Below are 17,445 nucleotides of genomic sequence, written 5' to 3'. Positions count from 1 at the left end.
GATAGATAGTGCGCGCCGCCTCGCGATGCGAGGACGGCGCGCGGGAAGCCCTCACCCGACCGCGTGAACCTCAACGAGGTTGTCCGAATAGGTCGGCGAGTGACCCATGCCGCCATAGGCGGAGGACGAGATGATGTTCACGGCGCCGCCGCGGTTGAGGGTGCGCCAGTAACCGAGCGAGGCCACCACCAGCCCGGCCGGCACGTCCTCGGTGACGCGCGCGGCGCCGTGGAACTGGCCGCGGTCGTTGAACACCCGCACCAGCGCGCCCTCGCTCACCCCGCGCGACAGCGCGTCGGCCGGGTTGATCAGGATCGCCTGCTCGCCCTGCACGGCGATCTTGCGCTCCTCATTGGCGTATTGCGAGTTGAGGAAGGCGTGGCTCTTCGGCGAGACGATGTTGAGCGGATATTTCTGCGCCTTGTCGGGCGCGGTCTCGGGGCGCTCATAGGGCGCCACATAGCCCGGCAGCGGGTCGAGCTTCTCGCCGCCCTGCATCGCCTCATACATCTGCCGGAACGGCGGGGCGACGAAGTTGCCGGTGGTCGCGGCGGTCTCCGAATAGAACTCGACCTTGCCGGACGGCGTCGGGAAGCCGCCCTCGGCGTGCGGCGTGCGGGTCGACGGATCGCCGACCGCAATGCGCCAGAAGCCGTGCTGGCGGAAATAGTCCATGTCGCAGCCGGCCATCTTCGGGCTCGACCAGTCGATGTACCACTCCATCAGTTCCTTCTCGCTCATCGAGAACTGCGGCTCCTTGAAGCCGAAACGCTTCGCAAGGCGCCGGAACAGCTCGGCGTTGGAGACGCATTCGCCCGGCGTCTCGATCGCCTTCTCGTTCAGCGTGAAGAAGAAGTGGCCCCACGAGAACATCATGTCGTCGTGCTCGGCCGCCATGGTGGCCGGCAGCAGGATGTCGGCGTAGCGCGCGGTGTCGGTCAGGAAGTGCTCGGAGACGACCGTGAACAGATCCTCGCGCTCGAGGCCGCGGACGATCTTGTCGGTGTCGGTCGACTGCGAGACCGGGTTGCAGTTGTAGACCATCAGCGCATGGACGCCGGGGTTCAGCCCGGCCTCGCCGGTCAGCGCCTCGCCGAGCTTCAGCACGTTGATGGTGCGGGTGCCTTCCGGGATCAGGTCGGGGCGGCAGACGCGGTCCCAGTGCACCGGGAACTCCCAGAGCGGCATCTGATAGACGCCGCCGCCCGGGTCCTTCCAGGAGCCGGTCAGGGCCGGCAGCGAGAAGATCGCCCGCAGCGCCTGGCTGCCGCCGGCCGAGCGCTCGACCGCGATGCCGGGCCTGAGCGCCGCGTTGCGGGTCGTGGCGTATTCGTGCGCCAGCATGCGGATGTCCTCCGCCTTCACGCCGCACAGCGTCTCGGCGTACTCGGGCGTGAACGGCGCGGCGCGCTCCTTCAGCTGCTCGAAGCCGACCGTGTACTTCTCGACATAGTCCATGTCGCAGAGATTGCCGTTGATGATCACATGGATCATCGCCATCGCGAGCGCGCCGTCGGTGCCCGGGCGCGGCATGATGTGCCAGTCGGCTTCCTTGGCGGTGCGGGACCTGTACGGGTCGATCACCACCACCTTGGCGCCGTTGCGCTGGGCGTCCTTGACGATGTGCCAGTGGTGCAGGTTCGTGCTGACCGAGTTGCAGCCCCAGATCACGATGTACTTGGACTGGGTGAAGCTCAGCGGGTCCGTGCCGTTGGTCGGGCCGTTGGTCAGCAGCCAGGCGGTGCATGAGCCCGAGCCGCAGAAGGTCTTCTCCGCGACCGTCGCGCCGAGCTTGTTGAAGAAGGCGTCGCCGACGGTCAGGCCCTGCACCAGGCCTTCATTGCCGAGATAGCTGTAAGGCAGGATCGCCTCCGGCCCGTGGGCGCGCGCCGCCTCCGCGAACCGCTCGAAGATCGTGTCGAGCGCCTCGTCCCACGAGATCCGCTCGAACTTCCCCTCCCCCTTTGGGCCGACCCGCTTCATCGGGTGCATCAGCCGGTCGGGGTTGTAGTGGTGCTTTTCGAAGTCCTTGACCTTCACGCAGAGCGAGCCGCGCGTCATCGGATGCTCCGCGTTGCCCTTGACCGACACCAGCCGCCCGGCCTCGGTCGTGTAGACCATCGCGCAGGTGTCCGGGCAGTCATGCGGGCAGGCGCCGAGATGAGTCCTGGTCTCGGCGGCGGTCTCTTCGAGCATTTCATTCTCCCGGACGTTTTGTCGTTTTTGCGCCCACGGCCATCGAAAGGCTCTATCGGGCGATTGATCGGATGATAGCCGCCTGACAGGCGCGATCACAAGCCGGCGGAACGAACCCGGGCGGCTTCGCTTTTCCTCCGGAGGCCGCGGGACGCCGCGGCGCTCGAGGAGGCCCAACGATGAACAAGTTCCTGATGCTCGCAGCCGGCGCGCTCGCGCTGTCCACCGCCGCGCAGGCCGACGCGATCGTCCGCCAGGAGACGCAGACCGGCGTCTATTCCGCGCCGGTGGCGGGCGCGACGCCGCAGGCCCGCCAGAACCCGGCGCCGGACACCACCATGCTCGAGCAGCGCCGCACGACGACCGTGACGCCCGTGCCGAGCGGCCGCGTGGTCGAGCAGCCCGCGACCACCGGAACGGTCGAGATCCGCCGCTCGTCCGAGTGAGCGCCGGAGCGCAGGCGGAGACGTGACGGCTTCGCGCGTTGATGGCGGCGCGGCTAGGGCTGGCCGCCGCCCACGCCTTCCGGCGCGCGGGCGATCCGCATGCGGCCCTTCGCTACCGCGTCGACAGCCCTGTCGCCATGACCATCCCCCGGCCTCGCTGACCGCCCCGGTTTCGTAAACGCCGCATGAAAGTCGCGCTGCACCGCACGCATGACTGGCATGCCAGTTCCCCACTTTTGAGATGGGGTCTGGCATGCCAGATTAGCGCCAACAGGATCACGGCGCGAGGCGCGCCCCAGAGACGGTGTGGATCAATGGCTTACGTATCTGTCACGCATGACGGCCCCGCCCATTCGGGCTTCTTCGGCCGCATCTTCGCCCGCATTGCGGCTGCTTTTGCTGCGCTGCAGCGCGCCGACCAGCGCGTCGGCTACCAGCCCTATTTCGGGCTCTGAGTTTCTCTGGTCCGGTCCTCCCCCTCCCTCGGACCCAGAGCTGGCCGCCCCTCGGGGCGGCCTTTTTTTTGCGCGCGCGCCCGTTTGTCACGAACACGCGCGCGCGAGCGTTGGAACGCGACGCCGGCCGTGGCACCCTCCCCTTAAGAACGCTCTCATAAGAATTCGGGGGATTCGTGCGTCGATCTGGGGGAAGAGGCGTCGGGGCTGCGGCCCTCGCGCTCGGCATGTTCGCGGCCTGCGCCGCAGGCGGGGCGGCGCGCGCCGAGCCGGACGAGGACGATCAGGACCCCTCGATCCTCGACAGCGTCGCCGCGTTCAGGGACATCGCCGCGGCGCGCGACGCGCTCGCCGGCCGGGGCTTCCGGTTCTCCGGCTTCTACTTCTCGGACGTGCGCGGCAACCTTGCCGGCGGCATGAGGCGCGGCGTCACCTATAGCGGCCTTTTGAAGCTCGCCCTCGACGTCGACGCCGAGAAGGTCGCAGGGATCGAGGGCGGCCGCCTGCATGTCGACATGCTGCAGATCCACGGCCGCGACCTTTCGGACGACTACATCGGCAACGTGCTGTCGGTGAACGACGTCGGGGCGCGGCCGACCACCCGGCTGTTCGAGCTCTGGTACGAGCAGAAGCTCGGCGACCGCTTCGCGCTCAAGGTCGGCCAGCTCGCGGCCGACGAGGAGTTCATCAAGAGCGACTATGGCGAGGCGTTCCTGGACGCGACCTTCGGCTGGGCCGGTCCGCCTTCCGAGAACCTGCCGTTCGGCGGCCCCGCCTACCCGCTCGCGGCGCTCGGCGCGCAGGCGACCGTCGAGGCGACGGAGAACCTCACGCTGGTCGCCGCGATCTACAATGGCGCGGCCGCGAATCCGCATGCCGAGCACCCCGAGAAGGCCAACCGGCACGGCCTCGACTTCCGCCTCAAGGACCCGCCGCTCGTCATCGCGGAAGCCCGCTACCGCTACAATCAGGGCGAGGACGCCGCCTGGCTGCCCGGCGCGCTGAAGCTCGGCGGCTACCGCCATTTCGCCCGCTTCGACGACCTCAAGCGCGGAACCGACGGCCTCGTGCTCGGCGCCCCCGGCAGCAATGACGATCCGCGCCGTCACCGGGGCGACGTCAATTTGTACGCGGTGCTCGACCAGCAGATCTACCGCGCCCCCGGCGACGACCCCGACAGGGGCGTCGGCGTGTTCGCGCGCGTCATCGCCGGCCCGAAGGACCGCAACGAGATCGACTTCTATGTCGACGGCGGGATCGTGGCGTCCGGCATGATCCCCGGCCGCCCCGACGATCTGTTCGGCTTCGCGCTCGCCTACGCGAACTTCTCGCCCAAGCTGGCCGATTCCGACCGCGCCGCGGATCCCGGCGGCCCCGCCCGCAAATACGAGGCGGTGTTCGAGGCGACCTACAAGGCGCAGATCGTGCCGGGCCTCACGGTCCGGCCGACCTACCAGTACGTCATGCGCCCGGGCGGCGGCGTCGACAATCCGGAGCGTTCAGGCTCGCAGAAGATCCGCGACGCCCACGTGTTCGGCGTGACGTCGCTCGTGACCTTCTGAGGCCGCGGCCGGCGAGAGGCTAGTGATAGCCCTCGCCGGCGCGCACCTTGCCCCGGAACAGCCAGTACACCAGCACCGTGTAGCCGATGATGATCGGGAACATGATCACCACGCCGATGCCGGCGAAGATCTGCGAGGCCGGCGCGGCGGCGGCGTCCCAAAAGGTGATGTGGGGCGGCACCAGATAGGGGAAGGTGGAGATCGCAAGCCCCAGGAAGCCGAGCAGGAACAGGACGATCGAGCCGAAGAACGGCCCGATCTCGCGCCCGTTCTCGAGGCCCCGCCACACCAGATAGGCCACCCCGACCGTCACCAGCGGGATCGGCCACAGGATCAGCAGGTTCGGCAGCGAGAACCAGCGGTCCCAGATCCGGTCGACCGCGAGCGGGGTCCAGATGCTGACCAGCCCCATCGCGACCAGCACGGCGGCGAGCAGCATGGGCGCCTGCTGGCGCGAGCGGCGGGCGACCTCCGCGTCGGTCTTCATGTTGAGCCAGGTGGCGCCGAGCAGCGCGTAGCCGAGCACCACGCCGACGCCGCACAGCACGCTGAACGGCGTCGCCCAGTCGAACGCCCCGCCGGCGAATTGCGGCCCGACATCGGGCTGCTGCTGAACGTCGACGCCCTGGATCAGCCCGCCGAGGATCAGGCCCTGGCAGAAGGCGGCGAGGATCGAGCCGCCCGCGAAGGTGATGTTCCACACGCTCTTGTTCGGCTTCGCCACCCAGCGGAACTCGAACGACACGCCGCGGAAGATGAGCGCGAGCAGCATCACGATGACGGGCAGGTAAAGCGCCGGCATGACGATCGCGTAGGCCTTGGGAAACGCGACCCAGAGCCCGCCGCCGCCGAGCACCAGCCAGGTCTCGTTGCCGTCCCAGAACGGCGCGACCGTGTTCATCATCTGGTCGCGCTCATGCTCGTCCTTGGCGAACGGGAACAGGATCCCGATGCCGAGGTCGAAGCCGTCGAGGATCACGTACATCGCGACCGCCGCCGCGATGATCCAGCCCCAGGCGAGTGGCAGATACCATTCCATGACCGTCACCCCGCCGCCGGTTCTGGGCCGCCCGCGATCGCCCCGCGGGTCGCGTCCTGCGCCGCCGAAAGCGGCCTGTTGGGGGCGCCCTGGCGCGGGGGAGCGATGATCGACGGGTCAGGCCCGCGATTGATCAGCCGGTTGATGTAGTAGACCCCCATCGAGAACACGCAGCAGTAGACCACCACGAACATCGCGAGCGAGATCACCAGGCTTCCCGTGGTCACGGGCGAGGACGCGTCGGCGGTCCGCAGGATTCCCCAGGCGACCCAGGGCTGACGGCCGACCTCGGTGACGATCCAGCCCGCCAGGATGGCGATGAAGCCCAGCGGCCAGAGATAGGAGGACGTCTTGAGATACCAGCGCGTCTCCCACAGCGTGCCGCGCCACCACAGCCAGGCCCCCACGAGCCCGGTCGCGATCAGCGCGAACCCGATCGCCACCATGATGCGGAAGGCGAAGAACACCGGCAGCACCGGCGGCCGCTCGTCCTTCGGGAAGTCCGACAGCCCCTTGATGCGGCCGTCCCACGAATGGGTCAGGATCACGCTGGAGAGGTTCGGCAGGGCGATGTCGAAGTCGTTGCGCTCTTCCGCCACGTTCGGGATCGCGAACAGCGACAGCGCGACCGGCTCGTCGCTGTTCCAGTGGCCCTCCATGGCCGCCACCTTGGCGGGCTGGTGCTCCAGCGTGTTGAGCCCGTGCTGGTCGCCGATGAAGAGCTGCAGCGGCGCGACGATCGCGATCATGCCGATCGCCATGCGCACCATCGTGCGCGCGTCCTCGCCGAACCGGTTCGCGAGCAGGTAGCGGCAGCCGACCGACAGCACGACCACCGCGGTCGTCAGATAGGCCGCCGTCATCATGTGCGCGAAGCGGTACGGGAAGGACGGATTGAAGATGATCTGGACCCAGTCCAGCGGATGCGCCACGCCGTCGCGCATCTCGAAGCCCGCGGGCGTCTGCATCCAGCTGTTGGCCGACAGGATCCAGAAGCCGGAGATCGCGGTCCCGAGCGCGACGATGCAGGCCGACAGCACGTGCAGCCAGGCCGGCACCCGGTCCCAGCCGAACAGCATGATCCCGAGGAAGGTCGCCTCCAGGAAGAAGGCGGTCAGCACCTCATAGCCGATGAGCGGCGCGACGACGTTGCCGACGACCTCGGAGTAGCGGCTCCAGTTCGTGCCGAACTGGTAGCTCAGCACGATCCCCGAGACGACGCCCATGGCGAAGGAGACCGCGAAGATCTTGGTCCAGAACCGGGCGAGGCGGTGGAAGCGGTCGGCCCCGGTCCGGGCCCAGATCAGCAGCAGCGTCGCCACATAGGCCGAGATGCCGATCGTGAACGCCGGGAAGACGATGTGGAACGACACCGTGAAGGCGAACTGCAGGCGGGCGAGCAGGTTCGGGTCGAAGTCCATCGGTCCCTCCGGCGCCGGGCTGCCCCCGGTTCGCGTTTCGCGTCGCTTGAATCGTTATAAGCCCGCCTCGCGCCCCGGCGATAGTGGACGGATCGCCCAGTCCGGCTGCTCGCGCAAGTCCGACTGCTCGCGCGGGTCCGCCGCGCTATGTTGAAGCCGGGGCGACCGGGAAGGAACGTCGATGCGCTGGGAAGATTTTCGCCGCAGCGAGAATGTGGACGACATTCGGGGTTCGGGCGGCGGGGGCGGCTTCCGCTTTCCGGGCGGCGGGGGCGGCATCGGCATCGGCGGCCTGATCGTCGTCGGGCTCGTCTCCTGGGCGCTCGGCGTCGATCCCCGGCTGATCCTCAGCGGACTCGAGGGCATTCAGGGCGGCGGCCCGGGCTACGAGCAGCAGAGCCAGCCCGGCCAGCGGCGCGAGCTTTCGGCCGAAGAGCAGAAGCAGGGCGATTTCGTGCGCGCCGTGCTGGCGCAGACCGAGGACGTCTGGACCGACCTCTTCAAGCAGTCCGGCGCGACCTACAACAAGCCGCGCCTCACCCTGTTCAGCGGAATGACCCGGTCGGCCTGCGGCCGCGCGCAATCCGCGATGGGCCCATTCTACTGCCCTGGCGACCAGCGGGTTTATCTCGACACCGAATTTTTCGACGAATTGTCACGGCAGTTCCGCGCCCCCGGCGATTTCGCCCGCGCCTATGTGATCGCGCACGAGATCGGCCATCACGTGCAGGACGAGCTCGGGATTCTCGCCAAGGCCAACAGCGCGCGCGAGCGGGCGGGCTCGCAGGAGGCCGCGAACGCGATCTCGGTCCGGATCGAACTGCAGGCCGACTGCTTCGCGGGCGTCTGGGCCTATTGGGCGGACAGGAAGCACAACGTGCTCGAGCAGGGCGACGTCGAGGGCGCGCTCAAGGCCGCGAGCCAGATCGGCGACGACACGTTGCAGCGCCGCTCCGGCGGCGAGGTCGTGCCGGACAGCTTCACCCACGGCTCCTCCGCCCAGCGCGTGAAGTGGTTCCGCACCGGGCTGCAGAGCGGCGACCCGAAGCAGTGCAACACCTTCGCGGCCCGCAGCCTCTAGCGCCGCCAGGGAACATCGCCGGCGCCCGGCCGTTCGGGACGAGCGGACATGCCGATGGTCCGCGCGGTTCCGGAGCCCGGCATGGCAGAGCAGATTCCCCTGAGCGAAGAGGATCGGGCGTTCGCGCCCGAGTGGGACGCGGAGCGCGGCGACAAGACCCATGAGGTCGCGCCCGACATCGCCTATCGGCGCCTCGCCATCGTGAACGTGGCGTTCGTGGGCTACCGCGGCGCCGCCGACCGCGAGTGGGCGCTGGTCGACGCCGGGCTGACGGGCTCCGCGGGCTTCATCAGGGCGGCGGCCGAGGAGCGCTTCGGGCGCGGCTCGCGGCCCGCCGCGATCGTGCTGACCCACGGCCATTTCGACCATGTCGGCGCGCTCGAGACGCTGGCGGAGGAGTGGGACGCGCCGGTCTACGCCCATCCGCTCGAACATCCCTATCTGGACGGCTCGGCCGCCTACCCGCCCGGCGACCCGTCGGTCGGCGGCGGCGCGATGGCGGCGCTGTCGCGCTTCTATCCGCGCGATCCGGTGAATGTCGGCGCGAGGCTGCGGGCGCTGCCGCCCGACGGCGCCGTTCCGGGCATGAAGGGCTGGCGGTGGATCGCCACGCCCGGCCACAGCGTCGGGCACATCTCGCTGTGGCGCGAGAGCGATCGCGCGCTGATCGTCGGCGACGCCTTCGTGACCACCCGCCAGGAGAGCGTCAGCGCGGCGCTGACCCAGGACCCCGAGATGCACGGGCCGCCGATGTATTTCACGGTGGACTGGGACGAAGCGGAGGCTTCGGTGCGGCGGCTCGCGGCGCTGGAGCCGGAGACGGTGGTGACCGGCCACGGCCAGGCGATGGCGGGCGCGCATATGCGCGCCGCGCTGCATGAGCTCGCCGACCGGTTCCGCGCGGTCGCCGTGCCGCCCCATGGCCGCTATGTCGGCGCGCCGGCGCGGGCCGAGGACCGCAGCGCCTATCTGCCGCCGAGCTAGATCCGCAGCGCGGCGAACCGCACGCCGCGCCAGACAAGCCTGGACAGCGAGCCGAGAACCAGGCCGCCGAACCACATCAGCACGGCCCACAGGTGGCGCAGCAGCATCTCGCCGACCCGGATCGAGGTGCGGAACACGCGCAGGCTGGCTTTTCCGGTGAGCTCCGCCACCGCGCGGCTGCGGGCCCCGAACCGGGTGGTGAAGCGCCGGAGCTCGGGCAGTTCGTCGACATTGCGGACATATTTCATCAGCCGCACGGTCTCCCCCGCCCCGACCGCGCCGCCGACCGCCTTGAGCTCCGAGGCCGCGCCCGACAGCGTTCTCAGCGCCGCGGCGCCGCCGGCCTCGGTGGCGGCCGCTCCCGCGCGCGCCTCGATCGCGCCCGTGCGGCGGGCCGCGGCGTCCGCGCTTGCCTCGCCGGCCTTCGCCAGGCGACGACCCAGGTCGGCCGCGAACTCCGCGGTCATCGTGCCGGCGCGCCTTGCGGCCTTCAGGACCGAGACGCCGAAGCGCGCCGGCGCGGCCGCGCCCAGCGTGGCGTAGCTAGCGGCCGTCACTGCGACGCCCGCCGCCGCAAGCCCCAGGATCAGGTCGCTGTGCTCCTCGCCGCGGGCGAGCCTGCCGCCCTCGCGGGCGAGATCCCGCACGTCGCCGACCACGGTGAGGTCGGACGCCAGCGCGCCGGCGAGCGCCGCCGAGCCCGTCGCGTCGCCCGTCGCAAAGCCGTGCGCGAAGCCGCGCGCGTTCCGCCACGCGGTCGCGCCCGGCGCCTCGGCGGCCGCGAGCCGCGCCAGCGTCTCCGCCGGCAAGGGGCGGCCGAGCTCCGCGCCGAGATCGGCCAGGCCGCGGGCGAGCGGAATATCGTCGGCGTCGAGCGCCGCGCGCGCCTTGCCGTCGAGCGCCTCCGGGGTCGCGACCTCGCCGAGCCCGCGCTGGATCGCCACCTCGAGCGGAACCGTGAAGCCGAAATCGGAAGCGGCGCCGACCGCGACGACCGCGAGCGACGCCGCGAGCGCGATGCGGCTGGCGCGCGAGGCCCAGTCGACCGCCTTTGCGGCCCGCGCGCCCATCAGCCGGCCCGCCCGGGCGCGGCGCCAGCCGGAGATTGATCGGTGAAGAACGACATGCGGCTCTGGCTCGGGGCGGTCCGTCGTGGAAAAAATGGTCGCCCCGGCTGGGCGCTGCAAGCCGCCGGGGTCACGAAGCCGCGAGCAGGGCGCAGGCGCCTTCGCGTGGAGCCGTGAGGTATGATAGCGCCACCCCGGCTGGGAGGAAAACGCCGTGTCGCGCATTGACGAAAGCCGACCGTTCGTCCCGCTCGGGATCGCGATCGTCACCGTCTCGGACACCCGCAGCGCCGCCGAGGACAAGTCCGGCGACGCGCTCGCGGCGCGCATCGAGGATGCGGGCCACAGGGTCTCGGGCCGCGCCATCGTGCGCGACGACCGTGAGGCGCTGCGCGCCGCGGTCGGCGGCTATGTGGCGGACCCGGCCACCGACGTCGTGCTCACGACCGGCGGAACCGGCTTCACGGGCCGCGACGTGAGCCCCGACGCGCTCGAGCCGATGTTCGAGAAGCGCATGGACGGCTTCTCGAACCTGTTTCACGCCTATTCGAACGGCACGATCGGCACCTCGACCCTGCAGTCGCGCGCGACCGCCGGCGTTGCGGGCAAGACCTTCGTGTTCGTGCTTCCGGGCTCCACCGGGGCCTGCCGGGACGCCTGGGACGGCGTGCTCAAGGCGCAGCTCGACTACCGGCACAAGCCCTGCAACTTCGTCGAGATCCTGCCGCGGCTCGACGAGCACCTGAAGCGCGGCAAGCTGCGCGCCGCGCCCTGACGGAGAGAGGCCGGTGGGGTATTCCGCACAGGGCTTCAGATACGCCGCCGACCTCTCGGGCCGGATCAACGGCAAATCGTTCTACTGGCGGGTGCCTGCGGACCTGACGCGCAAGGAGGAGCTGTTCGCCGCCTTTCGGGGCGAGCTCTGGTTCCCCGAGGACGCGCCGACCGACTGGGACGCGCTGTTCGAGGCGCTGCGCGATTTCAGCTGGATGAGCGACCGCACGATCGTGCTCGTCCACGAGGCGCTTCCGCGGCTGCCCGAGGAGGATCTGCAGCGCTACCTGTCGATCCTGAGAGACGCGGTGCGCTCGTGGAGCGCCGGAGGTCCGCGTCATCTCGAGGTCGTGTTTCCGGAAGCGGCGCGCGAGCGAATCGCGCGGCTCCTTCCCGGCTGAAGCTCAGCCCGCGGAGCCGGTCCCGGCGGCCGCAGGCCGGCCCGGACGCGCCGGCATCGGCTTCTTCTTCGGCATCGGCAGCAGGCCTTCGCGCTGGGCGGCCTTGCGGGCGGCCTTGCGGGCGCGGCGGACGGCTTCGCCCTTCTCGCGGTTCTTCCGCTCCGACGGCTTCTCATAGGCGCGACGGCGGCGCATCTCGCGGAAGACGCCTTCGCGCTGGAGCTTCCTCTTCAGGGCCCGGAGCGCCTGATCAACGTTGTTTTCTCGAACGACGACTAGCAAAACGTCTCCAATCGTTAGGATTTGAAATCGGAACGACGCCAGGCGCCCGACCACGCGGGCGGACGCGGAGGCGCTGACTATTTCACTTGAGCGGCCGCTTATTTAGGCGTTTGAGCCGGAAAAGCAACCTGGGCCAGGCTCACGACCTTTTGGACGCCCGCGAAAACCGGCCCCGGCGGCGTCCTGATCCGCGATCAGCCGTAAAGTCTCGCCACCAGATGGGGCGGAACGCGCAGCATCAGCAATCCCGCGCGCAACGCCGCCCGGGCGCCCCCGCCCGCCCCTGTGGGCTGGCCCGTCGGCGCAAGCGCCCGGGCGCGGAGCGCCACGATCCGCCGCCGGCCGATGCGGCGGATGAGATCGGCGTCCTCCATCGCCGGCAGAGGCCGGTAGCCGCCGAGCTTTTCATAGAAGCGCTTGTGGATCAGCAGGCCCTGCTCGGTCCGCGGCAGCCCCGTCAGCAGCCCGGCTACATCGGCGAGCATCTCCGCCAGCCGGACCTTGCCGCCGAAGCCGTCGAGGCCATAGCGGAAGACCGCCGCCCGCCGATCGGCCGAACCCTGCCGCTCGAGCGCGTCGAGCAGCGAGCGCACCTCGCGCTGCCAGCCTTCGTCGAGCGCGACGCCGGGCTCGAGAAACAGCAGCCAGGGACCCTTGGCGGCGCGAGCGGCCTCGTCGAGCCGGTCGCCCCTCAGGCCGCCCCCGCGGACGAAGTGGCAGCCGGCGAGGTCGGCGACCTCGGGCGTCGCGTCCGTGGAGCCGCCGTCGACGATCGTCACGTCCCGCACCAGGCCGTCCGCCGCCCCCGGGACGAGCGTCGAGAGGGTCGGGACGAGCGCGCGCTCGTGGTTACAGGTCGGGATCAACACGCTGAGCATGAAGGGGATCTCTAGCACGCCGAAAACGTTGTGTCCGGTGAGATTCGAGCGGAAAGCGGGCCCGCCGGTCGGGAACGGGACGATGTTCTTGATTTGTTCCGAACAGATGTTTACTGTCGCGCTATGGCACATCCCGCGCTCCGCCTCCCTTCCTCCGTTGAGCCCTCGCTTCCCGACGAACGGCGGCGGCGCGGCCGCGGCGCGGCCAGCAACGCCAGCGGCCGGTTCGAGCCGCTCGAGCGCGTCGAGGAGGATGACGGCTGGGACAGCGCGGCCGAGCTGCCGCCGTTCCGCACCGAGGTCGCGCTCGAGACGGCGCGCACCGCGATCACCCGCAACGACTCGCCGGACATCGGGTTCGATCGCTCGATCAACGCCTATCGCGGCTGCGAGCATGGCTGCATCTACTGCTTCGCGCGGCCGAGCCACGCCTATCTCGGCCTGTCGCCCGGGCTCGATTTCGAAACCAGGCTGACCGCCAAGCCGAACGTCGCGGAGCTGCTGCGGCGCGAGCTGGCCGCGCCCTCCTACAAGCCGCGCACCATGGCGCTCGGCACCAACACCGACCCCTACCAGCCGATCGAGAAGACCTACCGGCTGACCCGCAAGATCCTCGAGGTGCTGGAGGAGACCCGCCACCCGGTCGGCATCGTCACCAAATCGGCTTTGGTGCTGCGCGACCTCGACATCCTGTCGCGCATGGCCGCGCAGGGCCTCGCCAAGGTGGCGATCTCGCTGACCACGCTCGACGCCACGCTCGCCCGCCAGATGGAGCCGCGCGCGTCGAGCCCGTCGCGGCGGCTCGCCGCCATGGCGGCGCTGAAGGAGGCCGGCGTGCCGGTCGCGGTTCTGACCGCGCCCATCATTCCCGCGCTCAACGATCATGAGATCGACCGGCTGCTCGAATCCGCCGCGGCGGCGGGCGCGGAGGAGGCCGGCTACGTGCTGCTCAGGCTGCCGCACGAGATCAAGGACCTGTTCGCCGAATGGCTGCTGGAGCGCCACCCGGCCAAGATGCGCCGGATCCTCTCGCTCGTCCGCGAGACGCGCGGCGGCAAGCTCTATGACGCCGCGTTCGGCAAGCGCCAGACGGGCGAAGGCGTGGTCGCCTGGACCATCGGGCGCCGCTTCGAGATCGCGGCGCGCCGGCTCGGTCTCGATCGCCGGCATCTGAAGCTGAGGACGGACCTGTTCGTGCCGCCCGAGCGGGAACGGCGCGCAGGCGGCGGCGCGCAGCTGTCGCTGTTCTGATATGCCGCCGGCGCCTCGGCAATTTCGCCATGATGAGCGGCCCTATTCGGCGCCCCTTCCGTTCGAAAGGTCAGCCATGCCGGGGCCGTTGCGTCTGTCTCTCGTCACCTTGGGCGTCGAGGATCTCGGACGTTCCACCGCCTTTTACGAGGCCCTGGGGCTGAAGCGCTCCGCCGCCAGCACCGACGACGTGTCGTTCTTCGACGTCGGCGGCGCGATCCTGTCGCTCTATGGCCGCGCGGCGCTCGCCTCCGACGCCGGCCTGGACGAGGCGGGCGAGGGCTTCCGCCCGCAGGCGCTCGCCTGGAACCTCCCCTCCTCCGCGGCGGTCGACAAGGCGATCGTCCGGATGGTGGCCGCCGGCGGCCGGCTGGTGAAGCCGGCGGAGAAGACCGGCTGGGGCGGCTATGTGGGCTATGTGGCGGACCCGGACGGTCACCTCTGGGAGATCGCCTGCAATCCCGGCTTTCCGCTGGACGCCGACGGACGCGCGCGCCTGCCGAAGTGAGCAGGCGGCGGACAGGACGGCTCGAATCGGCGATGATCGCGGGCTGAGAGCTCCCGTCGCCCCGGCCGCATGACCGCCAGATCCGCCACGCCCAAAGCCGCGCCCGTGCCGAAAATCATCGCGTCCTTCCGGCGCGAGCGCGCCGCCATGAAGGCGGGCGCGCGGCTCGTGGCAGGCGTCGACGAAGCCGGCCGCGGGCCGCTCGCCGGACCGGTCGTGGCCGCCGCGGTGGTGCTGAACCCGAAGAAGATCCCGGCCGGGCTCGCCGATTCCAAGATGCTCAACGCCGAGCGGCGCGAGGAGCTGTTCGTCGAGATCATGGCGACCGCCGACGTCGCCTTCACGGCCGCCTCGACCGACCGGATCGAGCGGCTCAACATTCGCGGCGCGACCCTTTGGGCTATGTCGCGGGCGGTCGCGAGCCTGCCCGTGCGGCCGGACCTCGCGCTGATCGACGGCCGCGACGCCCCGCCCGGCCTCGCCTGCGCGGCCGAGCCGGTGATCGGCGGCGACGCGCTGGTCCAGTCGATCGCCGCCGCCTCGATCGTCGCCAAGGTGGTGCGCGACCGGATGATGCGCCGCCTCGGCGAATGCTTCCCCGTCTACGGCTTCGAGCGCCACATGGGCTACGGCACGCCCGAGCACATCGCCGCCCTGACGACGCACGGCCCCTGCCAGCACCACCGCCGCGGCTTCGCGCCGATCGCCGCGCTGCTGGCGGCTTAAGGGTTCGTTCACCGCGTTTCTGAACCCCGGCTTTACGTTACCGAACCGAGAATCCGCCTGTCAGCAGCGTAACCCAGGCGGGTGTTTCATGGCGTTCCAGCGTACCGGCGCAGCCCGCGCCGAGCGGCCCGAGGGCTCCGCCCTCCCCCTCGACACGATCCTGATCGGCGACTGCGTCGCCGAACTCGAGAAGCTGCCCGCCGGCTCGGTCGACATGGTGTTCGCCGACCCGCCCTATAATCTTCAGCTGCAGGGCGCCCTGCACCGGCCGGACGACAGCCTGGTCGACGCCGTCACGGATTCCTGGGACCGGTTCGAGAGCTTCTCGGCCTATGACGCCTTCACCCGGGCCTGGCTGCTCGCGGTGCGGCGCGTGCTGAAGCCCTCCGGCACGCTGTGGGTGATCGGCAGCTACCACAACATCTTCCGCGTCGGCTCGGCGCTGCAGGACCTCGGCTACTGGATCCTGAACGACGTGGTGTGGCGCAAGGCCAACCCGATGCCGAACTTCCGCGGCCGGCGCTTCACCAATGCGCATGAGACGCTGATCTGGGCGGCGCGCGGCGCCGACGCCAAGGGCTACACCTTCAATTACGAGGCGCTGAAGGCCGGCAACGAGGATCTGCAGCCGCGCTCCGACTGGCTGATCCCGATCTGCTCGGGCGCCGAGCGGCTGAAGGGCGAAGACGGCCGCAAGGTCCATCCGACGCAGAAGCCGGAGGCGCTGCTCGCCCGGGTGCTGCTGTCGGCCACGAAGCCCGGCGACGTGGTGCTCGACCCGTTCTTCGGCTCCGGCACCACCGGGGCGGTGGCGCGGCGGCTCGGGCGCCACTTCATCGGCGTCGAGCGCGACCGCGACTACGCGGCGGCGGCGAACGCGCGCATCGCGGCCGTGACGCCGGAAGCCGAGGAGGCGCTGACGGCCGCCCCGGCGAAGCGCGACGCCGCGCGGGTCGCCTTCGCGACCGTGGTGGAGCGCGGCCTGGTGGCGCCCGGCGCCCGGCTCGTCGACGAGCGCCGCCGCTACGAGGCGGTGGTGCGCGCCGACGGCACGATCGCGCTCGGCACGGTGATCGGTTCGATCCACCGGATCGGCGCGGTGGCGCAAGGCCGCGAGGCCTGCAATGGCTGGACCTTCTGGCACGTCGCGGAGGCCGGCCGGCTGACGCCGATCGACGCCTATCGGGAGATCATCCGCGCCGAGGACCGGCTGGCGGGCTGAGCGCCGACCGGGCGCCGAGCGCCACGATGGCGGCGGCGGCGACCAGGATGAGGAAGGCGACGCGCAGCCCGAAGGCGTGCGCCACGAAGCCGATCGCCGGCGGGCCCGCGAGGCCGCCGGCGTAGCCCACGGTCGCGATCATCGACAGCGCCGCGGCCGGGGCGACGCCCGGCACGCGGCCGGCGGCGGAAAACAGCGCCGGCACCACATTGGCGAAGCCGAGCCCGGCGAGCGCGAGCCCGCCATAGGCGATCCAGGCGTTGGGGGCCACGACCACGACGAGCAGCGCGAACGCCGCGATCGCGCCCGAGATTCCCACCGTGAGGGCGGCCCCGAGGCGTTCCAGGATCCGGTCGCCGAACAGCCGGCCGAGGGTCATGGTGGCCGAGAACGCCGCATAGCCGCTCGCCGCCGCCGCGAGCGGCGCGCCGGCGGCGTCGCGCAGGAACACCGCGCTCCATTCCATCATCGCGCCTTCGCAGATGAAGGAGCAGAGCGCGAGCGCGCCGAGCCCGACCACCGCGGCGTTGGGCAGCCGGAAGGCCGGCCCCTCGCCGAACGCCTCCGGCTCGGGAAGCGCCAGCCCGAAGGCCGCGACGCCCGCGACCCCCGCAAGCAGCAGCGCGGCGAGCGGCATGCCGGCGGCCGCGCCGACGCCGAGCGCGATCAACCCCGCCGCGCCCGCGCCGCCGACCAGCCCGCCGATGCTGAAGAAGGCGTGGATCGAGGACATGATCGGCCGGCCATAGGCCCGCTCGACCGCGCCCGCATGGGCGTTCATGGCGATGTCGCAGACGCCGATCGAGAGCCCGATCAGGAAGGCGCAGCCGGCGAGCAGCGGCTGCGACGGCGCGAAGGGCGGCAGCGCGAGCGCGACGGCGTAGATCGGCGCCGCGACGGCGGTGATCCGCGTGGGCCCGAAGCGGTGCGCCAGGAAGCCGGCGAGCGGCATGGAGGCGATCGCCCCGACCCCCATGCCGAGCAGCACCAGGCCGAGCTCCGCGTCGTTCAGCGCAAGCCCCGCCTTGAGCAGCGGAATATAGGCGGCCCAGACCCCGAGCCCGGCGCCCGTCACGAAGAACACGGCCGTGACGGCGGACCGGGCGCGCGCGACCCCGGCGCGCCCGCCGCGAAGAACCTGCTCGCTCATGT

The 17,445-nt window shown here is 70.7% G+C and carries 18 protein-coding genes; 11 read left to right on the top strand and 7 right to left on the bottom strand.

The annotated features are described in order from the left end of the window. Positions 1-51: 51 nt before the first annotated feature. Positions 52-2,196 (bottom strand): molybdopterin-containing oxidoreductase family protein, encoded by a 2,145-nt coding sequence (locus GGR24_RS10705; RefSeq protein WP_183395350.1) that lies wholly within the window; start codon positions 2,194-2,196, stop codon positions 52-54. Between the two features lie 179 nt (positions 2,197-2,375). On the opposite strand from GGR24_RS10705, the gene GGR24_RS10700 reads away from it, so the two are divergent. The 3 genes from GGR24_RS10700 to GGR24_RS10690 all read left to right on the top strand — a co-directional run bounded on the left by GGR24_RS10700 (position 2,376) and on the right by GGR24_RS10690 (position 4,659). After that, on the top strand, positions 2,376-2,642 hold the full coding sequence (locus tag GGR24_RS10700) for a hypothetical protein (protein WP_183395349.1): 267 nt from the start codon (positions 2,376-2,378) through the stop codon (positions 2,640-2,642). A gap of 314 nt (positions 2,643-2,956) precedes the next feature. Then, positions 2,957-3,097: a hypothetical protein gene (locus tag GGR24_RS10695; RefSeq protein ID WP_183395348.1), complete on the top strand. Its 141-nt coding sequence runs from the start codon at positions 2,957-2,959 to the stop codon at positions 3,095-3,097. A 176-nt stretch (positions 3,098-3,273) separates the two neighbouring features. After that, entirely contained in the window at positions 3,274-4,659 is a 1,386-nt protein-coding gene (locus tag GGR24_RS10690; RefSeq protein ID WP_183395347.1) for a carbohydrate porin, read from the top strand. Between the two features lie 19 nt (positions 4,660-4,678). On the opposite strand, the gene cydB is transcribed toward GGR24_RS10690, so the two are convergent. Next, positions 4,679-5,698 (bottom strand): cytochrome d ubiquinol oxidase subunit II, encoded by a 1,020-nt coding sequence (gene cydB / locus GGR24_RS10685; protein WP_183395346.1) that lies wholly within the window; start codon positions 5,696-5,698, stop codon positions 4,679-4,681. A gap of 5 nt (positions 5,699-5,703) precedes the next feature. Then, a complete protein-coding gene (locus tag GGR24_RS10680) occupies positions 5,704-7,119 on the bottom strand; it encodes a cytochrome ubiquinol oxidase subunit I (protein WP_183395345.1) in 1,416 nt (471 codons plus the stop codon). Positions 7,120-7,300: 181 nt separating this feature from the next. Here GGR24_RS10680 and ypfJ point away from each other — a divergent pair, with 181 nt between their 5' ends. Further along, positions 7,301-8,200 carry a KPN_02809 family neutral zinc metallopeptidase gene (ypfJ, locus tag GGR24_RS10675; RefSeq protein ID WP_183395344.1) on the top strand — a complete coding sequence of 300 codons (900 nt, stop codon included), beginning with the start codon at positions 7,301-7,303 and terminating at the stop codon, positions 8,198-8,200. Positions 8,201-8,281: 81 nt separating this feature from the next. Then, positions 8,282-9,184, top strand: coding sequence for an MBL fold metallo-hydrolase (locus GGR24_RS10670; RefSeq protein WP_183395343.1), 903 nt, complete (start codon positions 8,282-8,284; stop codon positions 9,182-9,184). Here GGR24_RS10670 and GGR24_RS10665 read toward each other — a convergent pair. Beyond that, positions 9,181-10,254 carry a hypothetical protein gene (locus GGR24_RS10665; RefSeq protein WP_183395342.1) on the bottom strand — a complete coding sequence of 358 codons (1,074 nt, stop codon included), beginning with the start codon at positions 10,252-10,254 and terminating at the stop codon, positions 9,181-9,183. The two genes, GGR24_RS10670 and GGR24_RS10665, sit on opposite strands and share 4 nt — an antisense overlap. Positions 10,255-10,465: 211 nt before the next feature. On the opposite strand from GGR24_RS10665, the gene moaB reads away from it, so the two are divergent. Both moaB and GGR24_RS10655 read left to right on the top strand, forming a co-directional pair. Then, the gene (gene moaB / locus GGR24_RS10660; RefSeq protein ID WP_183395341.1) at positions 10,466-11,026 is read left to right on the top strand and encodes a molybdenum cofactor biosynthesis protein B; all 561 of its coding nucleotides are present in this window, start codon (positions 10,466-10,468) and stop codon (positions 11,024-11,026) included. A 13-nt stretch (positions 11,027-11,039) separates the two neighbouring features. Further along, complete coding sequence (locus tag GGR24_RS10655) at positions 11,040-11,426, top strand: barstar family protein (RefSeq protein ID WP_210286151.1); 387 nt, start codon at positions 11,040-11,042, stop codon at positions 11,424-11,426. Between the two features lie 3 nt (positions 11,427-11,429). On the opposite strand, the gene rpsU is transcribed toward GGR24_RS10655, so the two are convergent. Both rpsU and GGR24_RS10645 read right to left on the bottom strand, forming a co-directional pair. Beyond that, a complete protein-coding gene (gene rpsU / locus GGR24_RS10650; protein WP_183395340.1) occupies positions 11,430-11,708 on the bottom strand; it encodes a 30S ribosomal protein S21 in 279 nt (92 codons plus the stop codon). 194 nt (positions 11,709-11,902) lie between these two features. Continuing rightward, the gene (locus GGR24_RS10645) at positions 11,903-12,586 is read right to left on the bottom strand and encodes a glycosyltransferase (RefSeq protein WP_183395339.1); all 684 of its coding nucleotides are present in this window, start codon (positions 12,584-12,586) and stop codon (positions 11,903-11,905) included. A 123-nt stretch (positions 12,587-12,709) separates the two neighbouring features. On the opposite strand from GGR24_RS10645, the gene GGR24_RS10640 reads away from it, so the two are divergent. From GGR24_RS10640 to GGR24_RS10625, 4 genes are all read left to right on the top strand, one after another. Beyond that, positions 12,710-13,837, top strand: coding sequence for a PA0069 family radical SAM protein (locus GGR24_RS10640; RefSeq protein WP_183395338.1), 1,128 nt, complete (start codon positions 12,710-12,712; stop codon positions 13,835-13,837). 76 nt (positions 13,838-13,913) lie between these two features. Further along, entirely contained in the window at positions 13,914-14,345 is a 432-nt protein-coding gene (locus GGR24_RS10635; RefSeq protein WP_183395337.1) for a VOC family protein, read from the top strand. 69 nt (positions 14,346-14,414) lie between these two features. Next, positions 14,415-15,071 (top strand): ribonuclease HII, encoded by a 657-nt coding sequence (gene rnhB, locus GGR24_RS10630; RefSeq protein ID WP_183395336.1) that lies wholly within the window; start codon positions 14,415-14,417, stop codon positions 15,069-15,071. 88 nt (positions 15,072-15,159) lie between these two features. Further along, positions 15,160-16,293 (top strand): site-specific DNA-methyltransferase, encoded by a 1,134-nt coding sequence (locus tag GGR24_RS10625; protein WP_183395335.1) that lies wholly within the window; start codon positions 15,160-15,162, stop codon positions 16,291-16,293. On the opposite strand, the gene GGR24_RS10620 is transcribed toward GGR24_RS10625, so the two are convergent. Continuing rightward, positions 16,262-17,443 carry an MFS transporter gene (locus GGR24_RS10620; protein ID WP_183395334.1) on the bottom strand — a complete coding sequence of 394 codons (1,182 nt, stop codon included), beginning with the start codon at positions 17,441-17,443 and terminating at the stop codon, positions 16,262-16,264. The two genes, GGR24_RS10625 and GGR24_RS10620, sit on opposite strands and share 32 nt — an antisense overlap. Positions 17,444-17,445: the final 2 nt, after the last annotated feature.

This window comes from Hansschlegelia beijingensis (assembly GCF_014196425.1).
Lineage (GTDB): Bacteria > Pseudomonadota > Alphaproteobacteria > Rhizobiales > Methylopilaceae > Methylopila > Methylopila beijingensis.
The sequence above is the reverse complement of the archived record's forward strand: the minus strand, read 5'-3'. Positions and strand labels throughout refer to the sequence as shown.